Origin of the sequence: Actinomyces respiraculi, from assembly GCF_014595995.2 — a bacterium.
GTDB classification, from domain to species: Bacteria; Actinomycetota; Actinomycetes; order Actinomycetales; family Actinomycetaceae; genus Actinomyces; species Actinomyces respiraculi.
Genome location: NZ_CP063989.1, coordinates 958,738 through 979,845 on the forward strand (window position 1 = coordinate 958,738; position 21,108 = coordinate 979,845).

General features: G+C 70.4%; 19 protein-coding genes and 1 other RNA gene. 14 read left to right on the forward strand and 6 right to left on the reverse strand.

Translation table 11 applies throughout. The features are described from left to right. Window positions 1–105 precede the first annotated feature (105 nt). The 4 genes from ftsE (at window position 106) to smpB (ending at window position 3,715) form a co-directional block, all read left to right on the forward strand. Complete coding sequence (ftsE, locus tag ID810_RS03920; protein ID WP_166855648.1) at window positions 106–795, forward strand: cell division ATP-binding protein FtsE; 690 nt, start codon at window positions 106–108, stop codon at window positions 793–795. 12 nt (window positions 796–807) lie between these two features. Further along, entirely contained in the window at window positions 808–1,725 is a 918-nt protein-coding gene (ftsX, locus tag ID810_RS03925; protein ID WP_166855646.1) for a permease-like cell division protein FtsX, read from the forward strand. 5 nt (window positions 1,726–1,730) lie between these two features. Further along, window positions 1,731–3,089: a M23 family metallopeptidase gene (locus ID810_RS03930; protein WP_166855644.1), complete on the forward strand. Its 1,359-nt coding sequence runs from the start codon at window positions 1,731–1,733 to the stop codon at window positions 3,087–3,089. A 98-nt stretch (window positions 3,090–3,187) separates the two neighbouring features. Next, complete coding sequence (smpB, locus tag ID810_RS03935) at window positions 3,188–3,715, forward strand: SsrA-binding protein SmpB (protein WP_166855642.1); 528 nt, start codon at window positions 3,188–3,190, stop codon at window positions 3,713–3,715. A gap of 39 nt (window positions 3,716–3,754) precedes the next feature. Here the strand turns inward: smpB and ID810_RS03940 are convergent, their stop codons facing one another. Then, on the reverse strand, window positions 3,755–4,750 hold the full coding sequence (locus tag ID810_RS03940) for an aldo/keto reductase (protein ID WP_166855640.1): 996 nt from the start codon (window positions 4,748–4,750) through the stop codon (window positions 3,755–3,757). A gap of 252 nt (window positions 4,751–5,002) precedes the next feature. Here ID810_RS03940 and ssrA point away from each other — a divergent pair. Next, window positions 5,003–5,373, forward strand: a transfer-messenger RNA (tmRNA) gene (ssrA, locus tag ID810_RS03945). Window positions 5,374–5,936: 563 nt separating this feature from the next. Here the strand turns inward: ssrA and ID810_RS03950 are convergent. Then, a complete protein-coding gene (locus ID810_RS03950) occupies window positions 5,937–6,782 on the reverse strand; it encodes an exodeoxyribonuclease III (RefSeq protein ID WP_166855638.1) in 846 nt (281 codons plus the stop codon). Window positions 6,783–6,823: 41 nt separating this feature from the next. Between ID810_RS03950 and ID810_RS03955 the strand changes: the two genes are divergently transcribed. Further along, the gene (locus ID810_RS03955) at window positions 6,824–7,159 is read left to right on the forward strand and encodes an acylphosphatase (protein WP_166855636.1); all 336 of its coding nucleotides are present in this window, start codon (window positions 6,824–6,826) and stop codon (window positions 7,157–7,159) included. Then, window positions 7,156–7,386, forward strand: coding sequence for a hypothetical protein (locus ID810_RS03960; protein WP_166855634.1), 231 nt, complete (start codon window positions 7,156–7,158; stop codon window positions 7,384–7,386). Before ID810_RS03955 ends, ID810_RS03960 begins: the two co-directional genes overlap by 4 nt. 53 nt (window positions 7,387–7,439) lie before the next feature. Here the strand turns inward: ID810_RS03960 and ID810_RS03965 are convergent, their stop codons facing one another. From ID810_RS03965 to galK, 4 genes are all read right to left on the reverse strand, one after another. Beyond that, window positions 7,440–8,795 carry an ABC transporter permease gene (locus ID810_RS03965; protein ID WP_166855632.1) on the reverse strand — a complete coding sequence of 452 codons (1,356 nt, stop codon included), beginning with the start codon at window positions 8,793–8,795 and terminating at the stop codon, window positions 7,440–7,442. Beyond that, window positions 8,792–9,532, reverse strand: coding sequence for an ABC transporter ATP-binding protein (locus ID810_RS03970; RefSeq protein WP_235931489.1), 741 nt, complete (start codon window positions 9,530–9,532; stop codon window positions 8,792–8,794). The genes ID810_RS03965 and ID810_RS03970 overlap by 4 nt, the downstream gene beginning before the upstream one ends. Next, on the reverse strand, window positions 9,529–10,575 hold the full coding sequence (locus ID810_RS03975; protein WP_166855630.1) for an efflux RND transporter periplasmic adaptor subunit: 1,047 nt from the start codon (window positions 10,573–10,575) through the stop codon (window positions 9,529–9,531). The genes ID810_RS03970 and ID810_RS03975 overlap by 4 nt, the downstream gene beginning before the upstream one ends. Before the next feature lie 296 nt (window positions 10,576–10,871). After that, window positions 10,872–12,185 (reverse strand): galactokinase, encoded by a 1,314-nt coding sequence (gene galK, locus ID810_RS03980; protein WP_166855629.1) that lies wholly within the window; start codon window positions 12,183–12,185, stop codon window positions 10,872–10,874. A 215-nt stretch (window positions 12,186–12,400) separates the two neighbouring features. Between galK and ID810_RS03985 the strand changes: the two genes are divergently transcribed. The 7 genes from ID810_RS03985 to ID810_RS04015 all read left to right on the forward strand — a co-directional run bounded on the left by ID810_RS03985 (window position 12,401) and on the right by ID810_RS04015 (window position 20,977). After that, entirely contained in the window at window positions 12,401–12,949 is a 549-nt protein-coding gene (locus tag ID810_RS03985) for a 2'-5' RNA ligase family protein (protein WP_166855627.1), read from the forward strand. Then, entirely contained in the window at window positions 12,946–14,151 is a 1,206-nt protein-coding gene (locus ID810_RS03990) for a YihY/virulence factor BrkB family protein (protein ID WP_243856542.1), read from the forward strand. Before ID810_RS03985 ends, ID810_RS03990 begins: the two co-directional genes overlap by 4 nt. 9 nt (window positions 14,152–14,160) lie before the next feature. Continuing rightward, on the forward strand, window positions 14,161–15,333 hold the full coding sequence (locus tag ID810_RS03995; protein WP_166855625.1) for a mannose-1-phosphate guanylyltransferase: 1,173 nt from the start codon (window positions 14,161–14,163) through the stop codon (window positions 15,331–15,333). 221 nt (window positions 15,334–15,554) lie between these two features. After that, entirely contained in the window at window positions 15,555–16,649 is a 1,095-nt protein-coding gene (locus ID810_RS04000; protein ID WP_166855623.1) for a BMP family lipoprotein, read from the forward strand. 168 nt (window positions 16,650–16,817) lie between these two features. Continuing rightward, on the forward strand, window positions 16,818–18,365 hold the full coding sequence (locus ID810_RS04005) for an ABC transporter ATP-binding protein (protein WP_166855621.1): 1,548 nt from the start codon (window positions 16,818–16,820) through the stop codon (window positions 18,363–18,365). Further along, window positions 18,362–19,681 (forward strand): ABC transporter permease, encoded by a 1,320-nt coding sequence (locus ID810_RS04010; RefSeq protein WP_166855619.1) that lies wholly within the window; start codon window positions 18,362–18,364, stop codon window positions 19,679–19,681. Before ID810_RS04005 ends, ID810_RS04010 begins: the two co-directional genes overlap by 4 nt. A gap of 3 nt (window positions 19,682–19,684) precedes the next feature. After that, the gene (locus tag ID810_RS04015) at window positions 19,685–20,977 is read left to right on the forward strand and encodes an ABC transporter permease (RefSeq protein WP_166855617.1); all 1,293 of its coding nucleotides are present in this window, start codon (window positions 19,685–19,687) and stop codon (window positions 20,975–20,977) included. Window positions 20,978–21,108: the final 131 nt, after the last annotated feature.

Here is a 21,108-nt window from a genome sequence, read left to right on the forward strand (position 1 = left end):
GTGTCACGACCGGATTCTCACTCCTCCTGGTTACCGTGGCGGCAAGCCCGGGAGCGTCGTGCGCCGCCGGGAGCCAGCCGTCAGCCAGGAGAGCAGCCCCCGCCCATGATCCGCTTCGACAACGTCTCCAAGGTCTACAAGAGGGGAGCACGCCCTGCCCTCGACGGCGTCGACATCGAGATCGAGAAGGACGAGTTCGTCTTCCTCGTCGGGGCCTCCGGCTCGGGCAAGTCCACCTTCCTGCGCCTGACCCTGCGCGAGGAGCGACCCACCTCCGGCCGCATCCACGTCCTGGGCCGCAACCTGTCCCAGGTGTCCTCCTGGAAGGTCCCCCACCTGCGCCGCGAGATGGGCTTCGTCTTCCAGGACTTCCGCCTCCTGGAGAACAAGACCGTGCTGGAGAACGTCGCCCTCGCCTCCCAGGTCATCGGCAAGCCCCGTCACTACATCCTCTCCGCCGTGCCCGAGGCCCTTGACCTCGTTGACCTGTCCGGCAAGGAGAACCGCAGGCCCCACGAGCTCAGCGGTGGCGAGCAGCAGCGCGTCGCCATCGCCCGCGCCATGGTCAACCGCCCCAAGCTCCTCCTGGCCGACGAGCCGACTGGCAACCTCGACCCCTCCACCTCCGTGGGCATCATGCGTCTGTTCGACCGGATCAACCGCCAGGGCACCACCGTTGTCATGGCCACCCACGACGACGAGATCGTCGACCAGATGCGTAAGCGCGTCATCGAGCTCAAAGCCGGGCGGGTCGTGCGCGACCAGGCCCGCGGCGTCTACGGCTCTGACCGCTGAAGGAGCACCAGCATGCGATTCCGCCTCATCCTGACCGAGACCCTCAAGGGTCTGACGCGCAACCTCGCGATGACGGTCTCCGTCATCCTCGTCGCCTTCGTCTCCCTGCTCTTCGTCGGTGCCTCCGCCCTCCTGCAGGCCCAGATCAGCACCATGAAGGGCGACTGGTATGACAAGGTCGAGGTCAGCGTCTACATGTGCCCCATCTCCTCCGCCCGCGCGGAGTGCGCCGAGGGGGAGGCCACCCAGGAACAGATCGACGCCATTGAGGATCTCATCAACTCGAACGCGCTGGCCCCCTACGTCGCCAGCTACACAATCGAGTCCAAGGCCGAGGCCTACGAGAACTTCATCAAGGGCTACGGGGACACCCAGATCGGCCAGAACGCGACCGTGGACATGATGCCCGTGTCCTTCCGCATCAAGCTCGTCGACGCCGAGCAGTACCAGGTGGTCTCCGAGCAGTTCTCGGGCCGCAGCGGGGTTGAGCGCGTCGTCGACCAACGTGCCACCCTCGAGCCCCTGTTCCTCGTGATGAACCGAGCCTCCTGGATCACCGGTGGCCTGGCCGCCATCATGGCGGTCGCCGCCGTCCTGCTCATCACGACGACGATCCGGCTGTCCGCCATGAGCCGCTCACGCGAGACCGGCATCATGCGCCTGGTTGGGGCCTCCAACCTCTTCATCCAGCTGCCCTTCATGCTCGAGGGCGCCCTCGCGGCCCTCGCCGGGGCGCTGCTCGCCGTCGGCGGCCTTTACGCGGGCGTGCACTACCTCGTCGAGGGGTGGCTCGCGCGGTCGATCTCCTTCACCTCCGCCTTCATCGGCACCGACGACGTCCTGCGCGTCGCCCCCTGGCTCATCCTGGCCGCCATCGTCATCGCCGCGGCCTCGTCCGTCTTCTCCCTGTCGAAGTACACGAGGGTCTGACAGTCATGGTTCCGCTCCCGCACCGCATCGCCGCCGCCGGGCACCGGCGTTTCCGAACCACCTCCCGCGAGGGACGGCCGGGCGCGCGCCGAGGCCTGACCGTGCTCGCAGCCCTGTGCCTGCTCGTCGCACCGATGGCCTCGCTCCTGCCCGCCACCGCTGACGAGCGCGACGACGCCGTCGCGGAGCAGGAGGAGGCCGAGCAGCGCGCCAACGAGCTCACCGCCTCCCTCGAGGGCGTCTCGGCCGAGCTCGGCCAGGCCTACCTCGACCTGCTGGCCGCCCAGAACGAGCTGGCGACCGCCGAGACGGCGCTTGCCGACGCCGAGACGGTCCTGGCGGAGAAGGAGCGCGAGCAACAGGCCGCAGCCGACCGCCTCGACGTCGCCGAGTCCCAGCTCGAGACCCTGCGGGACGAGGCCACCGAGTCCGAGCGCACCGCCTCCGAGAACGAGGCCTCCATCGCCTCGCTCGTCGTCTCCACCTACCAGGGCGACTCCAGCGTCACCTCCTGGGCCTATGTGCTCGCCTCCGACTCCGTGGACGAACTGACCCAGCGCGCCTCGGCCATGGAGATCGCCTCCGGCGTGCAGTCCTCCGTCCTGGCCGCCGCCGAGGAGGAGAGGGCTCAGGCCGCCAACCGGCGCACCCGCCAGGACGCCGTCGCCGAGCGCGTCAGTCTGCTCAAGGAGGAGGCCGACGCCGCCGAGGCCGAGGCGCAGGAGGCCGCCGACGCCGCCCAGACCCGGCGCGACGAGGTCACGACCCTCACCGCCGAGAGGCAGACGGCCGCCGCCACCCTCGAGACGCACAAGGTGGGCCTGGAGGCCCAGCTTGCCCAGGCCCAGGCGGACCAGGACGCCGCCGCCGCGACCATCGCGCAGATCGACGCCGCCAACCAGGCCAGCGCGGCCTACACGGGCTCCTCCTCAGGCTCCGTCGCCGCCTCCGCACTCGGCTCGGGCACCATCGGCCACCCCATCACCGGGCCCCTGACCGTCGCCTCGCCCTACGGCTACCGCGTGCATCCCATCACCGGCTCCTACATTCTCCACGCGGGTGTGGATCTCGTGGCCGCCCATGGCGTGCCCCAGTACGCCGCCGTCTCCGGCACCGTCACCTACAACATCAACAGCTCGTGCGGCAACGGCGTCGTCATCAACGGCGGGGTCATCAACGGCCAGTCCGTCGTCCTGTACTACTGCCACCTGTCCTCGATCACGGTGGGCAACGGCTCCTACGTCGGCAAGGGCGACCAGATCGGCCTGACCGGGAGCACCGGCGGCGCCACCGGCCCCCACGTCCACTTCGAGGTCCACCTCAACGGGGCCTCCATCGACCCCATGACCCTGCCGGGCTTCTGAGCGCTCGCCCCGCCGGGTTTCTGCGTCAGGCGGCCCACGCGTAGGGTAGGCCCCTGCGTCCCGCGCACGGCGGGGGCACGAGCTAGGAGAGGAGTCGCATGGCCAAGCACCAGGACAAGCCGAAGAAGCCCACCGCGGGGGAGCGGGCCAAAGCGGCCTCCGACGCTCACAAGACCATCGCCCGCAACAAGAAGGCGACCCACGACTACTTCATCGAGGATCGCTACGAGGCCGGGCTCGCGCTGACCGGCACGGAGGTCAAGGCCCTGCGCATGGGGCGGGCCTCGCTGACTGAGGCGTGGATCGAGATCGACCGCGGCGAGGCCTGGATCCAGGGCGCCCACATCCCCGAGTACCTCCAGGGCACGTGGAACAACCACTCGCCCAGGCGCAAGCGCAAGCTGCTCCTGCACCGCAGCGAGATCGAGCGCCTGGCCATGCGGGTGCAGGCCAAGGGCTACACGATCGTGCCCCTGGAGCTGTACTTCGTCGGCGGGCGCGTCAAGGTCGAGATCGCGCTGGCCCGGGGCAAGCAGGACTGGGACAAGCGCCAGTCGCTGCGCGAGGCTCAGGACAAGCGCGAGGCCGCGCGCGCGATGGCGGAGGCGAACCGACGCCGGGGCTGAGTCCCGCCGCCGTCGGGGCTGACTCACCCGCGCCCGTGCTCACCAGCGCCCGTGCACGTGCTCGCGGATGAGGCGGTCGTACAGGTCCGCCAGCGCCGCGTGCAGCTCGGTGCCCAGCGGTTCCAGTGACGCGGCCCGGGCGTTGGCGCGCGCCTGCTCGGCGTTGCGGGCGCCCGGGATGACGGTGGTGACGCCCGGCTGGTCGATGACCCAGCGCAACGCCACCTGGGCCGGGCTCGCGCCGTCGGGACCGAGCTCGCGCACCAGGGCGGTGAACTCGCGGGCCGCGGCGACGCCGATCTCGTAGGGGACCCCGGAGAAGGTCTCGCCGACGTCGAAGGCGGAGCCGTCACGGTTGTAGCTGCGGTGGTCGCCCGGGGCGAAGACCGTCGACTCGCTGTAGCGGCCGGACAGGAGGCCGGAGGCCAGCGGGACGCGGGCGATAACGGCGGTCCCGGTGGCGATCGCCGTCGGCAGCACCTCCTCGAGGGGCTTGCGGCGCAGGACGTTGAGGATGATCTGGACGCTGGCGCAGGCCGGGCGGCGCAGGGCCTCGAGGGCCTGCTCGCAGGTCTCCACGCTCACGCCGTAGGCGCGCACACGCCCCTCGGCGGCCATCTCGTCGAGCCAGTCCCAGGTGTGCTGAGCCTCAATAACCTCGCTGGGCGGGCAGTGCAGCTGGACGAGGTCGATGGTCTCGACGCCGAGGTTCTGGCGGGAGCGGTCGTTCCAGGCGAGGAAGTTGTCCCGGTTGTAGTTCTCGTAGGTCTGCGCCATACGCCGGCCCATCTTGGTGGCCACGGTGAGCCCGGCCTCCGGACGCTCTGCCACGAAGGCGCCGACGAAGCGCTCGGAGCGGCCGTCGCCATAGACGTCGGCGGTGTCGATGAAGGTGACGCCTGCCTCGACCGCGGCCTGGAGGGTCGCCTCGGCGTCGGCGGGCGAGACCACGCCCCAGTCGGCGCCCAGCTGCCAGGTTCCGATACCGATGGTTGAGATGCTTCGCTCCAGCGCGCTCAGCGGGCGTGACTCCATGGGATGCTCCTTCGTCGTGCTCGGCTCCTGAGAAGAGGGGGTGGGCATAGTCTTCCAGGCCGACGACGGCGGGGGGAATGGGCCGGAGCGGTATCGACCGCGGCGGTGGGCCGACGGCGTCGGGCAGCCCCCTCTGGTGCTGGGCCGATGGCGTGGGGCACCCGACTCTGGCGCTCCGCGATGGTGTGCTGCTAGTGTGGGACGGCTCCGTCAGGAGCGTGTGTACCCCGGGCAACCGGGAACAACTCCACAGGGGATGATCGGTTTCGACGACGGTCGTGGGTTCAGGAGAAGCGGGTCGAGGATGCACAGTCATCTCGTCAACGCTCTGTGCGAACCAATAGGTGCCGATAACACTCGCACCGACTTCGCCCTCGCCGCCTGAGCGAGCCTCGAAGTCCGTCAGCCCGGGGATTGCTTCCGCCCCGGTTCCTGGCGTCATCCAGGGAGCCACTGCTGAGGTCTCATGTCACCGGGGGCCTCGGGACATCTAGGTGACTGAGCCCGTCGGCGTCCTTGCTCGCGTGAGACGCCGGGGCTGAGAAAAGCGATAGCGAGCTGCACCCGGAGAAGTCCTGTTGCACCACCGTCGGACGGGGGTTCGATTCCCCCCATCTCCACTTAGTACGGCAATCGGGCGGGGAGTTTCAGCTCTTCGCCCGATTGCCGTTTCCGTTGCAGGCCCACCGGCCCGGGGTCGTGGCTCTTTTTCCTTCGCGCGTCAGAGCGCGGTTTTCCGGCTCTTCCCAATTGAGGGCTTGTCCTGATCGACAAGCCCAGCCGCTTCGATGATGTCACCGTCGTCGGTGTGGATGAGCACGTGTGGCACTCCCAGGCCACACCACCACACCCTCAACTGGGAAAAGCCACCGCCATACCCATGAGTGTGGGTGTTGCACGCTCATGTGACTGGTGTGATTCGGCCGATTCGGACTTTTCGTTGGTATTCCGCGATTTGTGTCCTATGGCCGGAAACCGCCTCTGAGGCTCCCATGTGCATGGGCCATGCTCATGCACATGGGAGCCGAAGGACTCGAGAACACCGATCCGTAAAACCGCAAGATTCCGCGGATTTCGTCCGAGGCCGGAAAGCGTGAGCGTGCATGAGCGGGCAACCCGCATAGCGCACGTCGTCATGGGAGCCGTCTCCACGCTACGGGACGCCCCCGGCTCGTCGGCCTGCGGGTCAGTCCGTGTAATCGATGACCAACGGCGCGTGGTCACTCCAGCGCTCGGCGTAGGAGGCGGCGCGGTCCACCCGCGCCGACGCTGCACGCCCGGCCAAAGCAGGCGTGGCCACCTGGTAGTCGATGCGCCAGCCGGCATTGTTGTCGAAGGCCTGGCCGCGTTGGGACCACCACGTGTACGGCCCCTGCTCCTCGGGCGCGAGGGAGCGGGCGACGTCGATCCAGCCCGAGGCGAACCAGGACTCCAGGTGGGCGATCTCCTCGTCCATGACCCCGGCGATCTTGTTGTGGTTCGGCTTCCAGTTCTTGATGTCCTGCGCAGAGCGCACGACGTTGAGGTCACCGGCCATGAGGACCTGGGGGCCGCCGTCAGCCGCGCGGGCGAGCAGGGCCGCCATGCGCGCGTCGACGAGGTCGAGGTGAGCGTACTTCTGGTCCATCTTCTCGGTGCCGAGCTGGCCCGAGTGCAGGTAGGCGGACACGACGGTCAGCGCAGGTTCCTCCTTGGCCCCCTCTCCGGCCCCGGAGGGCAGGAGGTCCACCTCAAGCCAGCGCCCGGAGTCGACGTCGGGCTCCTCGGTACCGGGGGCGGCGACGCCGTAACGGGCCTCGCCCAGGGCGAGGGAGCCGTCCTCGCGCACGGCCACGGCGGTGCCCGCACGGCCCTTGATCCGGCAGGGCCAAACGACGCTGGTGTAGCCGGGCAGGAGCGCGGCGGCCGTCTCCTCATCGGCGCGGACCTCTTGCAGAAGCATGACGTCGGGGGCGCTGGACTCGATCCAGGCGGCCATGCCCTTGCGGGCGGCGGCACGGATCCCGTTGACGTTGACGGTGGCGATACGCATGGCGCCAGGGTACGTGCCGCCGGGTGGTGGACAATGCCGTCATGAGGCAATCAGCAGGACAGCCGGCCGACGCCGCCGGGGGTGGTGGGGCCGCCGGGCGCAGCCGCACGGTGCGCGCCGTCGTGTCCGGGCGGGTCCAGGGGGTGGGATTCCGCTATTTCTGCCAGCAGGAGGCCAGTGCCCTCGGGCTCGTCGGCTCCGTGAGCAATCTTGACGACGGCACCGTTGAGGTTCTCGCCCAGGGGCCGTCCGACGACGTCTCCCGGCTCATCGCCTGGCTCTACCGCGGTCCGCGCTGGGCCGAGGTGGACGACGTGCTCGTGGAGGAACGGGCACCCGGCTGCCTGAGCGGTACCACCTTCGAGGTCGCCCGATGAGCCGGGCCGCCACCAGCCCCGGACGCGGGCTCATGATCCTGGGCGCAGTGCTCATGGTGGTTGCCGCGTTCCTGCCGGTGGTCGCCAGCCTGCTGCCTGACGGCGCTGTGTCCACGCTCCTGTGGCTGGTGTCCATGCCCGGCTGCCTGGCGGGCGCCGCATTGACGGCGACCGGCTTCCTGCGTCGTCGCCGCGTCCGGCCCGACCACGACGAGGGCTGGGGCTGAGCCCCGGTCACCAGCCATGCGGGCGGGCGGCCCGGGCACCGTCGGTGTCAGAATCAGAAGCGAATGGCGTCGATGGGGCGGATTCGCACGGCGACGATGGCGGGGATGATGCCCGCCAGGGCACCGACGGCGGAGGCCGCCACCAGGCCGATGAGCGCCGCCGACATCGGGAAGGGCGGCCGGTTCGTCACCGAGTAGCCGTTGAACAGGGCCTCCAGGGGCACGAAGCGCATGGCCACGATGGCGATGCCGATCCCGATGATGCCCGCGACAACCGTCGCCACCACGGACTCCAGCATGATGGAGAAGAAGATGCGTCGGCTCGTCGCCCCAAAGGACCTGCGCACGCCGATCTCGTGGATGCGCTGGCGCACCGTCACCATCGAGATGTTGATGAGGCCCAGGGCTCCCAGCACCATGATGAACACGCCGGCGGAGGTCACGACGATCGTGAAGGTCCGCCCGAAGTCCGCCCTCGCACCGAACTCGTTGTTCTGCACCGAGGCGGAGCCGTGCCCGAAGACGGCGTTGAAGTGGCTCTCCATGAGCTCGCCCATCTCAGAGCCCTTGCCCTGCCCGGCCCACACCTCAAGCGACGGCACCGAACGCTCGGTCGTTGGCGGCAGCAGACGGTTGTAGGGCGCGGAGAGCACCATTGCCTCCATCACCTCCCCGCACACGGACTCACCGGTTTCGGAGTCGGGGCGGCAGGCGCTGGAGCCATCTCCCTTGAGGACCCCGACGATCGTGTAGGTCGTGTCCACCGGGGACAGCCCGCGCACGCGCAGAGGACTGTGCAGCTCCGTCACTCCAAGCGCGTCGAGCACGCCTCGGCTGACGACGATCGAGGGGGACAGGTCGTCCTCGTCGTCGGCATTGAACCACCGCCCCTGGAGCATCTGGGTCCGGTGCAGCATCCCGTAGCCGCCGGTGACGACGGTCGTATCGACCTTGGTGGGCGTACCGCCCAGGCTCAGTCTCAGCGTCGTCCTCTCGACCATCGCCCAGTGGCTGATCTGGTAGCGCTCGACGAACTCGGTGTAGGCCTTCTCGGCCTTCTCGGCGGCACTGCGCTCGTTCGGGTCCGGAACCTGGTTGTCGTCGGCGCTCCCGGGTGTTGGCCCCCCGGCGCCGCCCGCGCTGCCCGCGCCGCCCGCGCTGCCCGCGCCGCCCGCGTCGCCCGTTGACGGCGTCGCGTAGAGCGTGACCGTGCCCGGCCGGCCGGCCCACTGCTGCAAGAGCTCCTCCTCGACGGCGGTGGAGACCTGACCGAAAGCGATGACAAAGGTCATCGCCGCCACGGCGGCCCCCACACCGACGAGGGAGAGCAGGACGCGCAGCTTGCCGATGCGCAACTGGGTCCAGGCCTCGACGAGGGCGCCGATGGCCCCGGTGAGGAAGCCGTTCACGCCCCCACCTCCTCAAGCCCCTCAAGTGAGCCCTGCTCGCGCTCACCGATCGTGATGGGCGTGAGTACGCCCCCCTCCAGCCGGTACTGGCTCTTGGCCCGGCTGGCGACCGCCAGGTCGTGGGTGATGATGATGAGGGCGGCGCCGGTCTCGTGGCACTGGCGCTCGAGCAGGCTCATGACGCTCGCACCCGTGTCGACGTCGAGGGCCCCGGTGGGTTCGTCCGCCAGGATGACACGGGGACGGCGGGCGATGGCCCGGGCGATGGCGATGCGCTGCTGCTCACCGCCGGAGAGGCGGTCGATCCGCCCGCCGGCCTTGTCGGCGAGTCCGACGGCGTCGAGCAGCTCCTCGGCGCGGACCGTGCGCCGCCAGAAGGCGAGGCCGCGGTCGTACAGCAGCGGTGCGGCGACGTTCTCCGTCGTCGTCAGGCCGGGAATGAGGTTGAAGGACTGGAAGACGAAGCCGAAGGTCGCCCCGCGCACGAGGGCGCGGCGGGTCTCGCCCAGGTGCGAGGTGTCCTTGCCATCGAGGAGGTAGGAGCCGCCCGAGGGCTGGTCGATGAGCCCGAGGATGTTGAGCAGCGTGGACTTGCCTGTTCCGGAGCGGCCGACGATGGCCACGTGCTCGCCCTCGTGCACCTCGAGGTCGATGCCGGTGAGAATGTGCAGCGGGCCGGAGTCGGGGACCTCGAAGGTCCGGGCGACGCTCCTCAGGCTGAGGATCGGGTCGCTCACAGGTACTCCTTGCCGTTCTCGTCGTAGCAGGCGTACTGGTCGCAGGTATTGGGCTCGCCGGTGCGCACGACGTCCTTGCCGGGCACGAACAGGAGGATCTCCTCGCCCTCGCTCAGCCCGTCGGTCACCTGGATGGAGACGCCGTCGTTGATGCCGAGCGTGACCTGGCGCTTCTCGGCGAGGTCCGGTGCGGCCGGGTCGGTCACCACCCAGACGTTGCCGGTGGTGGTGGAGCCCTCGACGGCGGTCACGGGGACGATGAGCGCCCCGGTCGCCGAGCCGGCGTCAATGCCGATGGTGACGGGCAGTCCCGGGAAGACCTGCTGGGAGGACGCGATGGGGCAGCGCACCTCAACGCTGATACCGTCCTGGGGCGTGGCGGCGGTGTCCGTCGAGTTGGCCCGCTGCGTCTGCGTCTTGGTACCGATGGTGAGGTTCTGGCACTCGAAGGGGGCGGGGCCGCCCTCGAGGGTGAGCATGGCGGTCGACGGCGCGTTGGTCAGCTGGTACTGCTGGGAGGGAGTGATGGTCCCGACGGCGGAGTAGGTGCCCGGCGAGACCGTGGCGACCACCATCCCGATGGTGGTGTCCTGCCCCTCGATGACGTTGTAGGACACGATGCCGTCCGCGGGGGCGTAGACGGTCGCCCAGGTGACCTTGTCCGCCCGTGGGGTTTCGAAGGGTTCGCCGGTTTCGTCGTCGACCCCGCGGAGAGGCTCCTGGGGCTCGACCTTCTTGAGGTAGATCAGGGGAGCCCCGGCCGTGACGTACGCGCCCTTGGCGACGTCGAAGGAGTCGACCACGCCGTTGAGGGTCGCCTGCGCCTGGATGGCGGCGTCCTCGACCACCTGGCCCTTGACGTCCACGGTGTTGGCGATGTCCCCGATGACCGCCCGGGTGGTCTGGGTCGTGACCTCGTAGGAGGGGACCGGCCCGGTGGCGGTTTCGTCACCGCCCGCGGGGAAGAAGGCGATCTTGGTCAGCGCGACGGCGATGACCAGTGCGATGAGGATCTTGATGGTGGGAAGGACATAGCGCTTCACAGGGATCCTCCGGGGAATGATGAGGACGCGGACGTAATATGTGAAGGCTAGGTCAGGTGCCCCTTCCTGCATCTCATCCCCGAGGAGGAGATGCCCCTGAGACGTCCCTGCCGCAATCCCTGAGGCGACTAGGGGATTCCCCGGGTGCTGTGGCCGGTGCCCGGCGGTCGGCGGGTGGCTCAGATCAGGCGGCCGGCGGGTGCCGAGGGCAGGGTGGCTCAGGCCAGGCGGCCGGCGGGTGGCTCAGACCGGGCGGCTTAGATCAGGCGGTCGGCGGGTGGCTCAGACCGGGTGGCTCAGGCCAGGCGGCCGGCGGGTGCCGAGGGCAGGGCGTCGAGGAAGGCGGGCGGCGTGAAACCGGCCTCGGCGTAGGAGGCGACGACGGCACGCGCCACTTCGTCCACCTTGTCCACGTCCACCAGCGCGATGGCGGAGCCTCCGAAGCCGCCTCCCGTCATCCGGGCGCCGTGGGCCCCGGCCGCACGGGCAGTGTCGACGGCGACGTCCAGCTCCGGGCAGGTGCACTCGTAGTCGTCCCTGAGTGAGTCGTGGGAGCCGTTGAGCAGTGCGCCGACCTCGGCAAGCGTCTGCCCGGCGAGCGGCCGGCTGTTCTGCAGCAGCGTGATGAGGCGCCGGGTGCGGTCGATCTCGGTGACGACGTGGCGTGTGCGCTTGACGAGCTCGTCGGCGTTGTCCTCACCGGAGTTGGCCAGGCGGGCCAGGGCCTCATCGAGGTCTGCGACGTCGACGTCGGCAAGCAGCTCGACGCCCAGGACCTTGGCGGAGCGCTCGCAGGCGGCCCGACGGGCCCGGTACTGCCCGTCCACGAGGGAGTGCTTGGCCTTGGTGTCGATGACGAGCAGTGCGAGCCCCGCGGCGGCCAGGTCGAAGGGCACCTGGGTGACCTCACCGGTGCGGCAGTCGAGCTCCAGGGCGTGGCCCGCGCGGCAGCGCAGGGAGGCGGACTGGTCCATGCCGCCGGTGGGGGCGCCGGCCATCTCGTTCTCCGCGCGCACGCAGGAGGTGACCAGACGGGCGCGCCCGGCGTCGTCGGGCTCCTCGACGGTCCCGGCCAGTCCCAGGCCGCAGACCTCGTCCAGGGCGACGGAGGTGGAGGCCTCCAGAGCCGCGGAGGAGGACAGCCCGCCCCCCAGCGGCACGCAGGAGTACAGGGCGGCGTCGAAACCGCTGAGGGGGCCGAGGCCGTCCTGCTCAAGGGCCCAGGCGACGCCCGCGACGTATGCGTTCCAGTGCCGGACCTCCCCGGGGGTGCCCTTGGGGCCGATGACGTCGAGGTCGAGCACGTCCACCGTCTCGCGGGTCTGGGGGGACACGAGCCGGATCGTGCGGTCATCGCGGCGGCGCAGGGCCAGGTGCGCCCGGTGGGGCAGGGCGATGGGCAGGGCCAGGCCGCCGTTGTAGTCCGTGTGCTCACCGATGATGTTGACGCGGCCAGGGGCGTACCACACGCCGTCGGGTTCGCATCCGAAGACCTCACGGAAGAGGTCGGTGGCCGCGGCGGCACCCTCCTCGGGCGTGAGCGCGGGGGAGAAGACGGGGGCGGCGGCTGCGGTGCCGGTTCCGGGGACGGGAGTGCTCTCGTGCGTCATAGATCTATCGTGCCAGAGTGGGACCCCGCCGGAACATGAGGCGGGGCAGCGCGATGACCTGGGCCGGGCCAGCAGGATCCGGGTGCTCGCACGGCCTTCACCGCGTCGCGGGCCCCGTGTCCGATAGGCTGCGGCGCGGGCCGGTGCCTCGCCGCCCGGACCCGGCCATGTCGGCCGGGTCGGTTCGACGCCTGGGGCGCAGGCAAGGAGGTGCTGTGGAGGTTCCTGAGACCGACGCGCACCAGTGCATCGTGGGTGTCACCGTCCCCCTGCCCCAGCCGTGGGCCGCCCAGGTACGGACGATCCGGCTCGGTGCCGGAGACCCTCTGGCCCTGTCGATCCCGCCGCACGTCACGCTCGTGCCGCCCACCGCGGTCGACGCCCGGCACCTGGAGGAGGTGCGCGCGCACGTCGCCCGCGTCGCCAGGGACACGGCCCCCTTCCTGTGCGAGGTCGGCGGAACTGACTCCTTCCGCCCGGTGACTCCCGTCGCCTACCTGGCCGTCGGCGACGGCGCCGCCGAGCTCGACGCCCTGCAGGCCGCCCTGCGTGTGGAGACCGGCCCCCTGGCCGTGGACCTGCGCTACCCCTTCCGCCCCCACCTCACGCTCGCCCACGAGGTCGACGACGAGGCCCTGGACGACGCGCTCGCGGCCGGGGAGGGCATCCGCGGCCAGTTCGTCGTCGACTGCGTGCGTCTGGACCGGCTGGGCGACGACGGCCTGTGGCACCTGCTCGACCTCGTGCCCCTGGGGGCGCGATGAGGAATCTGAGAGGGGTCAAGCAGGCGGTCGCCACCGTGCAGCGCCTAGGCGCCTGGCTCATGGCCTCGCGTCTGGGACGCGCCCAGGCCCGCTACGCCAGCGCCCGCGGCACCCTGCTGGCCGGCGGCATCGCCTACACCGGCCTGTTCTCCGTCTTCGCGGCCCTCGCCATCGGCGTCACCGCCCTCATGGCCGCGCTCGGCAGCCACCCCGGCCTGCGCGACGCGGCGATCGGCGTCGTCAATGACATGCTGCCCGGCGTGCTCGACGACGGCTCGGGCTCGGGCATCGTGAGCATCGACCAGCTCACCCTGAGCTCCGCCCTCACCCTCGGCTCGGTCATCGCCCTGCTCACCCTGTTGTACTCCGCCATGGGTCTTATGCGAGCCCTGTCCAACGGGGTTCAGGCCATGTTCGGCCTGACGCGCGTGCCCAGGAACGTCGTCGTCGCGGAGCTGACGCACCTGCTGGGCTTCATCATCGTCATGGCTGCCGTCGTCGTCACCGCCGCGGCCTCGCTCGCCACCGGCGCGGTCCTCGGTGCGCTGGAGTCCCTGCCCGGGTGGGTGCCCGCCTGGCTCACGGGGGCCGGGGCGAGAGTCCTGGGCCTGGCTGTCTCCTTCCTCATCGACTCCTGCGTCCTGTCCCTACTCATCCGCCTCAGCGGCGTGCGCGTACCTCGCAAGGACCTCCTGACGGGGGCGGCCCTGGGCGGCATGGCCTTCGGTCTTCTACGCGAGGTCGGTACGGGCGCCGTCGGCTCCACGGCCGCCAACCCGCTGCTCGCCTCCTTCGCGGCGCTCGTCGTGCTCGTCGTGTGGCTGCACCTGGCGAGCCGCCTCGTGCTGTACGTGTGCGCCTGGACCGCCAACCCGCCGGCCCCGGCCCCCATCGACCACCCGGATGAGATCCACGCCTCCGAGACGCCCAACTACGTCACGCTCTCGGCGCCGCACACGCTCGACTGGCCCCGTCAGGACCTCACCGGCACCGTCGATCTCGACCCGGACTCCCACCTGGACGTCCAGTCCGGCACTGGGTCCGGTACTGAGTCCGACGGCGTGTCCGGGGCTGAGTCCGGCACTGGGTCCGACGGCGTGTCCGGGGCTGAGTCCGGCACTGGGTCCGACGGCGTGCCCGGGGCTGAGTCCGGCACTGGGTCCGACGACGTGCCCGACGGCGGGCGGTCGGCCGGCCGGTAGCCTGGGGCGGTGACCGAGAGCACCCTCACGAGCCCCAGCGCCCCCCTCATCCACGCCATCATCCCCGCCGGAGGCGCAGGCACCCGGCTGTGGCCGCTGTCGCGTCGCCACCACCCCAAGTTCCTCCTCGACCTCACCGGGGCTGGGCGGACCCTCATCCAGGGCACCGTCGCCCGGCTGGAGGCGGTGTCCGCCACGACGACGGTCGTCACCGGCAACGCCCACCTCGCGGCCGTGGCCGACCAGCTGCCGGGCGTGCCGCGTGAGAACCTGCTGGCCGAGCCCAGCCCGCGCGACTCCATGGCGGCCATCGGCCTGGCCGCCGCCGTTATCGCCCACCGCCACGGGCGCGAGGCCCTCATCGGGTCCTTCGCCGCGGACCAGACCATCACCGACGAGGAGGCCTTCCACGGCGCCGTCCGCCAGGCGGCCCTCCTGGCCGAGGCAGGCTGGGTCGTCACCATCGGCATCGAGGCCACCGGTCCCTCCACCGCCTTCGGCTACATCCGCGCCGGCGAGCCCATCGACGTGCCCGCCGCCCCCGACGGGCGCCGCGTGCTCGGCTTCACCGAGAAGCCCGACGCTGCCACCGCCGCCCAGTACCTCGCCACCGGCGACTACCGATGGAACGCCGGCATGTTCGTCGCCCGCGCAGGCGTTCTGCTCGACCATCTCGCGCAGCTGAGGCCCGAGCTGGCAGCGGGCATCGAGCAGATCGCCGCCGCCTGGGACACCCCCCGGCGCCAGGAGGTCCTTGAGCGCGTGTGGCCGGACCTGGAGAAGATCGCCATCGACCACGCCATCGCCGAGCCCGTCGCCGCAGCCGGGGGAGTGGCCACCGTGCCCGCCTCCATGGGCTGGGACGACGTCGGCGGCTTCGACGCGCTGGTCGACCTCGTGCCCGCGCAGACCGAGGGGCCGGCCGCCGGGGTCGCCGTCCTGCCGGGCAGTGGCGCGGAGGGCGCCGACGACGTCGAGGGCCCCGGCCGGGTGTCGGCCGTGGACTCGCCCGGCGCGCTCGTCGCCACCACGACGCAGCGCCGGGTGGTGCTGCTGGGAGTGCCCGGCCTCGTCGTCGTCGACACCCCGGACGCGCTGCTGGTCACCACCCCACAGCACGCGCAGGCCGTCAAGGGCGTCGTCGACGGCCTGAAGGCAGAGGGCCGGGACGACCTCCTGTAAGCAGCTGAGGCTCAGGGGCCGGGGCCTCCTGCCGGGCCCGCAAGGACCCCAGGACACGCGTGGTTACACAGGTGGCCGCAGGTGTGGGAGCATGGTGCCCATGGCACGGCGACGTGACCATCGGCCCCGCCCCTGGCGGCCACGCCCTCTCCTGCGAGAGTGACCTGCCGGGCTCAGTGCCACAGGGCCACGCCCATCATCCCCAACCGAAGGTCCCCACAGTGAAGACGAAGAAGCCTTTCTACGCCCTTGCGATCGGCCTGGCGGCCGCCCTTGGCCTGGCCGCCTGCGGCAGCGCCCCCACCGACTCCACCACCACCGCCCAGTCCTCAACATTCAAGGCCTGCATGGTCTCCGACGAGGGCGGGTTCGACGACCAGTCCTTCAACCAGTCCGGTTGGGAGGGCCTGCAGCGCGCCAAGACCCAGCTCGGCGTTGAGGTCGTCGGCGTCGAGTCCAAGTCCGACGCGGACTTCCAGCCCAACATCGACTCCCTCATCCAGCAGAACTGCGACCTCATCATCGGCGTCGGCTTCGTCATCGCCCCCGCCCTGACCGAGGCGGCCCAGGCCAACCCGGACATCCAGTTCGCCATCATCGACTCCTCCTTCCAGACCCCCGACGGCAAGCCCGTCGACGTCAAGAACGGCAAGCCGCTGTCCTTCAACACCGCCGAGGCCTCCTTCCTCGCCGGCTACGTCGCCGCGGGCACCACGAAGACCGGCACCGTCGCCACCTACGGCGGCGTCGCCATCCCGACCGTCCAGATCTTCATGGAGGGCTACGCCCAGGGCGTCGCCCGCTACAACGCGGACCACGGCACCAACGTCCAGGTCCTCGGCTGGGACCCCGCCAACCCGGACGCGGGCTCCTTCACCGGCGACTTCTCCGACACCGCCAAGGGCCAGCAGCTGACCCAGCAGTTCCTCTCGCAGGGCGCGGACATCATCCTGCCGGTGGCCGGCCCCGTCGGCCAGGGCACTCTCGCCGCCCTCCAGGAGAGTGGCTCGACCAGCAACGCCGCCATCTGGGTGGACGCCGACGGTTACAACACCACCGAGTTCGGCTCCTACATGCTCACCAGCGTCATCAAGGAGATCGGCAACGCGGTCTACGACACCATCGAGCAGTCCGTCAACGGCAAGTTCTCCAACGAGCCCTACATCGGCACGCTTGAAAACGGTGGCGTGTCCATCGCCGAGTTCCACGACTGGGACGCCAACGTCTCTGACGAGGTCAAGAAGGGTGTCGATGAGATCAAGCAGCAGATCATCGACGGCACCCTGGACGTGTCCACCGCCTACGACCCCTCCTGACCGGGAGCCCCGCACCCACCGGTGCACAGGTCCCTCACCTGACATGACTCCTTGAGCGACCGCTGGCGCCGCCGCCCACCACGGGCGGCGGCGCCAGCGTGCCGTCTCGGCGAGTCGCATCCCCAGCCCCCTGCGGGGCAATCCCACCCACGACGGAAGCGAGCACACGTGCAGCTCGAGCTACGCGGGATCACGAAGGTCTTCGGGCCTCTCGTGGCCAACGACCACATCGACATCACGGTCGAGCCGGGACAGATCCACGCCCTCCTGGGAGAGAACGGCGCCGGGAAGTCCACCCTCATGAACGTCCTGTACGGGCTCTACCAGCCCGACGCCGGACAGATCCTCATTGACGGCGAAGCGGTCAGCTTCTCCGGCCCCGGCGACGCCGTCGCCGCCGGCATCGGCATGGTTCACCAGCACTTCATGCTCGTGCCCGTCTTCACCGTCGCCGAGTCCGTCGCCCTGGGCTACGAGCCCGCCGGACGCTTCGGCGGCGTCATCGACGCCCGGGCCGCCGCCGCCAAGGTCCGTGAGATCTCCGAGCGCTTCGGCTTCGACGTCGACCCGGGCGCCTACATCGGGGACCTGCCCGTCGGCGTGCAGCAGCGCATCGAGATCATCAAAGCCCTCTCGCGCGACGCCAAGGTCCTCATCCTCGACGAGCCCACCGCCGTGCTCACCCCGCAGGAGACCGACGAGCTCATGGAGATCATGCGCGATCTCAAGGCCTCGGGCACCTCCATCGTCTTCATCACCCACAAGCTGCGCGAGATCCGCGAGGTCGCCGACACCATCACGGTCATCCGTCGCGGCAAGGTGGTCGGCACCGCCGCCCCCACCGCCTCCCAGGCCGAGCTCGCCGGCATGATGGTGGGCCACGACGTCTCCCTCACCGTGGACAAGGAGCCCACCACCCCCGGCGAGGCAGGTCTCGAGATCGACGGCGTGAGCGTCGTCGACGACGACGGCGCCCTCCTGCTCGACGACGTCAGCCTCACCGTGCGCGACGGCGAGATCCTCGGCGTCGCGGGCGTCCAGGGCAATGGCCAGACCGAGCTGAGCGAGGTCGTCCTCGGCCTCGTCTCGCCTTCCGTCGGCACGGTGCGCGTTGGCGGGCGGGACGTCACCCGCATGAGCGTGCACCAGCGCCTGGGCGCCGGGCTCGGCTTCGTGCCCGAGGACCGCTCCACTGACGGCCTCGTCGCGGCCTTCTCCGTCGCCGAGAACATGATCCTCGACCGCTATGACGACCCCGCCTTCGGCGTGGGCCCGTCGATCAACCCCGCCAAGGTCCGCGCCCACGCTGAGAAGCTGCGCGAGGAGTTCGACGTGCGCGTCACCGACGTCGGCGACCCGATCTCCACCTTGTCGGGCGGCAACGCGCAAAAGACGATCCTCGCCCGCGAGCTCTCCCGCCCCCTCAAGGTTCTCGTGGCCTCCCAGCCCACCCGTGGGCTCGACGTCGGCTCTATCGAGTTCGTCCACAAGCGCCTCGTGGCCGAGCGGGACAACGGCACCGCCGTCCTCATCGTCTCCAGCGAGCTCGACGAGATCTACTCGCTCAGCGACCGCATCGCCGTGATGTACAAGGGCCGCGTCGTCGGCGTCGTCGCCCCCGACACCCCGCGGGACGTCCTCGGCCTCATGATGGCCGGTGTCCCGCTCGACCAGGCCCTGGCCCCCGCGGCCGAGGACCACGAGGAGAAGAGATGAGCCAGAGCACCACCCCCGCTGCGGACGCAGACACGTCCCAGCCCAGCCTGGCGCGCCAGATCGCCGAGTCCAACGGCCTCATGGGCGTCCTGGCCATCGTCAGCGCCCTCATCGTCGGCTCCATCCTCATCCTCGTCGCCGACCCCGAGGTACGCACGACCGCCGGCTACCTCTTCGCCCGCCCCACCGACTTCCTGGGGGCCTGCGCCTCCTCCCTCGCGGAGGCCTACTCCGCTCTCCTGCGCGGCGGGCTCGTCGACTGGCATGCCTCCTCCACGGCCCGCATGTGGCGCCCGCTGACCGAGACCCTCGTCAATGCCACCCCGCTCATCTTCGCGGGCCTGGGCATGGCGGTGGCCTTCCGTGCGGGCCTGTTCAACGTCGGTGGCCAGGGGCAGATCATCCTGGGCGCTGTCGTCGGCGGCTACACCGGCTTCGCCTGGAACCTGCCCGCCGGGCTGCACCTGCTCGTGGCGATCCTCGGTGCCGTCGTCGGTGGCGCCCTGTGGGGCGCGATTCCCGGCGTCCTCAAGGCGGTCACCGGAGCCAGCGAGGTCATCACGACCATCATGCTCAACTCCATCGCCGCCTACCTCATCGCCCACATGCTCACCCTCAAGCTCTTCATCGGTGAGGGCAACTCCAACCCCCGCTCCCTGCCTGTGGGCTCCGGCGCCGTCTACCCGCTGCTGCTCGGCTCCTCCTTCCGGCTGCACGCCGGTTTCATCCTGGCGCTGCTGACCGCCTGGTTCGTGTGGTGGCTCCTGGAGCGCTCCACCCTGGGATTCCAGTTCCGCGCCACCGGCCTCAACCCCGAGGCCGCCCGCACGGCGGGCGTCAACGTCCCGCGCGTGACCGCCCTGGTGATGATCGTTTCCGGTGCCTTGTGCGGCCTGGCCGCCACCGGCCCGGTCCTGGGCACCCAGAAGTACCTCACCGCCTCCATTGCCGGCTCCATCGGCTTCGATGCCATGACGGTGGCCCTGCTGGGCCGTTCCAAGCCGCTGGGGACCGTGCTCGCAGGCATCCTCTTCGGCGGCCTGACCGCCGGCGGCACCCTCATGCAGGCGGCCACTGGCACCCCCATCGACATCGTCCTCATCCTGCAGTCCACCATCGTGCTGTTCATCGCGGCCCCGCCGCTCGTGCGCGCGATCTACCGGCTGCCAGCACCCGGGTCCTTCACACGGGCCCAGGAGAACAAGCGGCTGGAGCGCAAGCGGTTGGAGGCTGAGGCTGAGGCCGCTGCCGCGACCGAGGCCGTCGTTGCGACTGCTGCAGCCTCCACCACCGACGCACCCGGACAGGAGGCCTGAGCCATGCCCGTCACCACCCGGACCTCCGCGACCGCCACCGTCGACGCCGCTGGCGACACTGCGGCAGCAGCCCTGGCCCCCATCGCCTGGAAGATGCCGACCACCGGCGCCGTCGTCGTGCTGCTGGCCGCCCTCATGGCGCTCACCGCCCACGGCAGCACCCGCTTCCAGCTCGCCACCAGCGCAGACTTCTTCCAGCTGCCGGTGCTCACCCTTCCCGCCCGGCCCGTCATCCTCATCATGGCGCTGGCGGCCGCCGTCGCGACGGGCCTGGCCGCCCGGTGGGCCGCCGCCCGCGCCACGATCCCCACCTGGGTCGTCGCCACCATGGGCGCCGCCTTCGTCGTCGCCTTCCTCACCTGGGCCGGGGCCGGGCGCGGCACCCTCATCCCCCTCGTGACGATCCTCGCCTCGACGGTCGCCCTGAGCGTGCCCCTCGTCTTCGGCGGCCTCGCGGGCGTCGTGGGGGAGCGCTCGGGCACGATCAACATCGCCATCGAGGGCCAGCTCCTCGGCGGCGCCTTCGTCGCCGCCGTAGCCGCCTCCGTGACGTCCAACCCCTGGATGGGTCTGCTCGCCGCGCCTTTCGCGGGCATGACCGTCGCCCTGCTGCTGGCCCTGTTCGGCCTGAAGTACCGGGTCAACCAGGTCGTCGTCGGCGTCGTGCTCAACGTGCTCGTCTCGGGACTGACCGGATTCTTCTTCTCCACCTTCCTCGCAGACTCCAGCACCCTCAACCGGGCCATGCGCCTGCCCACCATCGCGATCCCGCTGCTGAGCCACGTGCCGATCCTCGGTCCGGTGCTGTTCAAGCAGACGATCCTCGTCTACGCCCTCTACGTCGTCGTCACCGTCCTGTCCTTCATGCTCTTCCGCTCGCGCTGGGGCCTGCGCATGAGGGCTGTGGGTGAGCACCCGAAGGCGGCCGACACGGTCGGCATCAAGGTGATGCGCACCCGCGTCAACAACCTCGTGCTCGGCGGCGCCCTCGCCGGCCTCGGCGGTGCCTTCTTCACCGTCGGCTCCGGCCTGCGCTTCACTGAGGACATGAGTGGTGGCAACGGCTACATCGCCCTGGCCGCCATGATCCTGGGGGCCTGGAACCCGCTGGGGACGCTGTACGCCGCGCTCCTGTTCGGCTTCGCCACCGCCGTCGGCCAGACCCTCGGCGTCATCGGCTCGCCCATCCCGGCGAACTTCGTCCTCATGATCCCGTATGTCGTGACGATCCTCGCCGTCGCCGGCTTCGTCGGCAAGGTCCGCGCACCCGCCGCGGAGGGCGTGCCCTACCCGTGATGCCGGGCGCACCGCAGCGGCCCCACGCACCATCGAGACGAGGGCCGCTGCGGTGTATGTTCGTCAGTCGCACCCCTTGGGCGAGAAAGGAGCCAGCACGCGCATGAGCACCGACACCCGCATGAGCACCG

Bases quoted from the DNA above. Each gene is read 5' to 3' on its own strand.
- ftsX (WP_166855646.1), top strand. From the start codon at position 808: ATGCGATTCCGCCTCATCCTGACCGAGACCCTCAAGGGTCTGACGCGC.
- ftsE (WP_166855648.1), top strand. From the start codon at position 106: ATGATCCGCTTCGACAACGTCTCCAAGGTCTACAAGAGGGGAGCACGC.
- galK (WP_166855629.1), bottom strand. From the start codon at position 12,185: ATGACGCACGAGAGCACTCCCGTCCCCGGAACCGGCACCGCAGCCGCC.
- ID810_RS03940 (WP_166855640.1), bottom strand. From the start codon at position 4,750: ATGGAGTCACGCCCGCTGAGCGCGCTGGAGCGAAGCATCTCAACCATC.
- ID810_RS03930 (WP_166855644.1), top strand. From the start codon at position 1,731: ATGGTTCCGCTCCCGCACCGCATCGCCGCCGCCGGGCACCGGCGTTTC.
- ID810_RS03950 (WP_166855638.1), bottom strand. From the start codon at position 6,782: ATGCGTATCGCCACCGTCAACGTCAACGGGATCCGTGCCGCCGCCCGC.
- ID810_RS03990 (WP_243856542.1), top strand. From the start codon at position 12,946: ATGAGGAATCTGAGAGGGGTCAAGCAGGCGGTCGCCACCGTGCAGCGC.
- ID810_RS04010 (WP_166855619.1), top strand. From the start codon at position 18,362: ATGAGCCAGAGCACCACCCCCGCTGCGGACGCAGACACGTCCCAGCCC.
- ID810_RS03955 (WP_166855636.1), top strand. From the start codon at position 6,824: ATGAGGCAATCAGCAGGACAGCCGGCCGACGCCGCCGGGGGTGGTGGG.
- ID810_RS03960 (WP_166855634.1), top strand. From the start codon at position 7,156: ATGAGCCGGGCCGCCACCAGCCCCGGACGCGGGCTCATGATCCTGGGC.
- ID810_RS04015 (WP_166855617.1), top strand. From the start codon at position 19,685: ATGCCCGTCACCACCCGGACCTCCGCGACCGCCACCGTCGACGCCGCT.
- smpB (WP_166855642.1), top strand. From the start codon at position 3,188: ATGGCCAAGCACCAGGACAAGCCGAAGAAGCCCACCGCGGGGGAGCGG.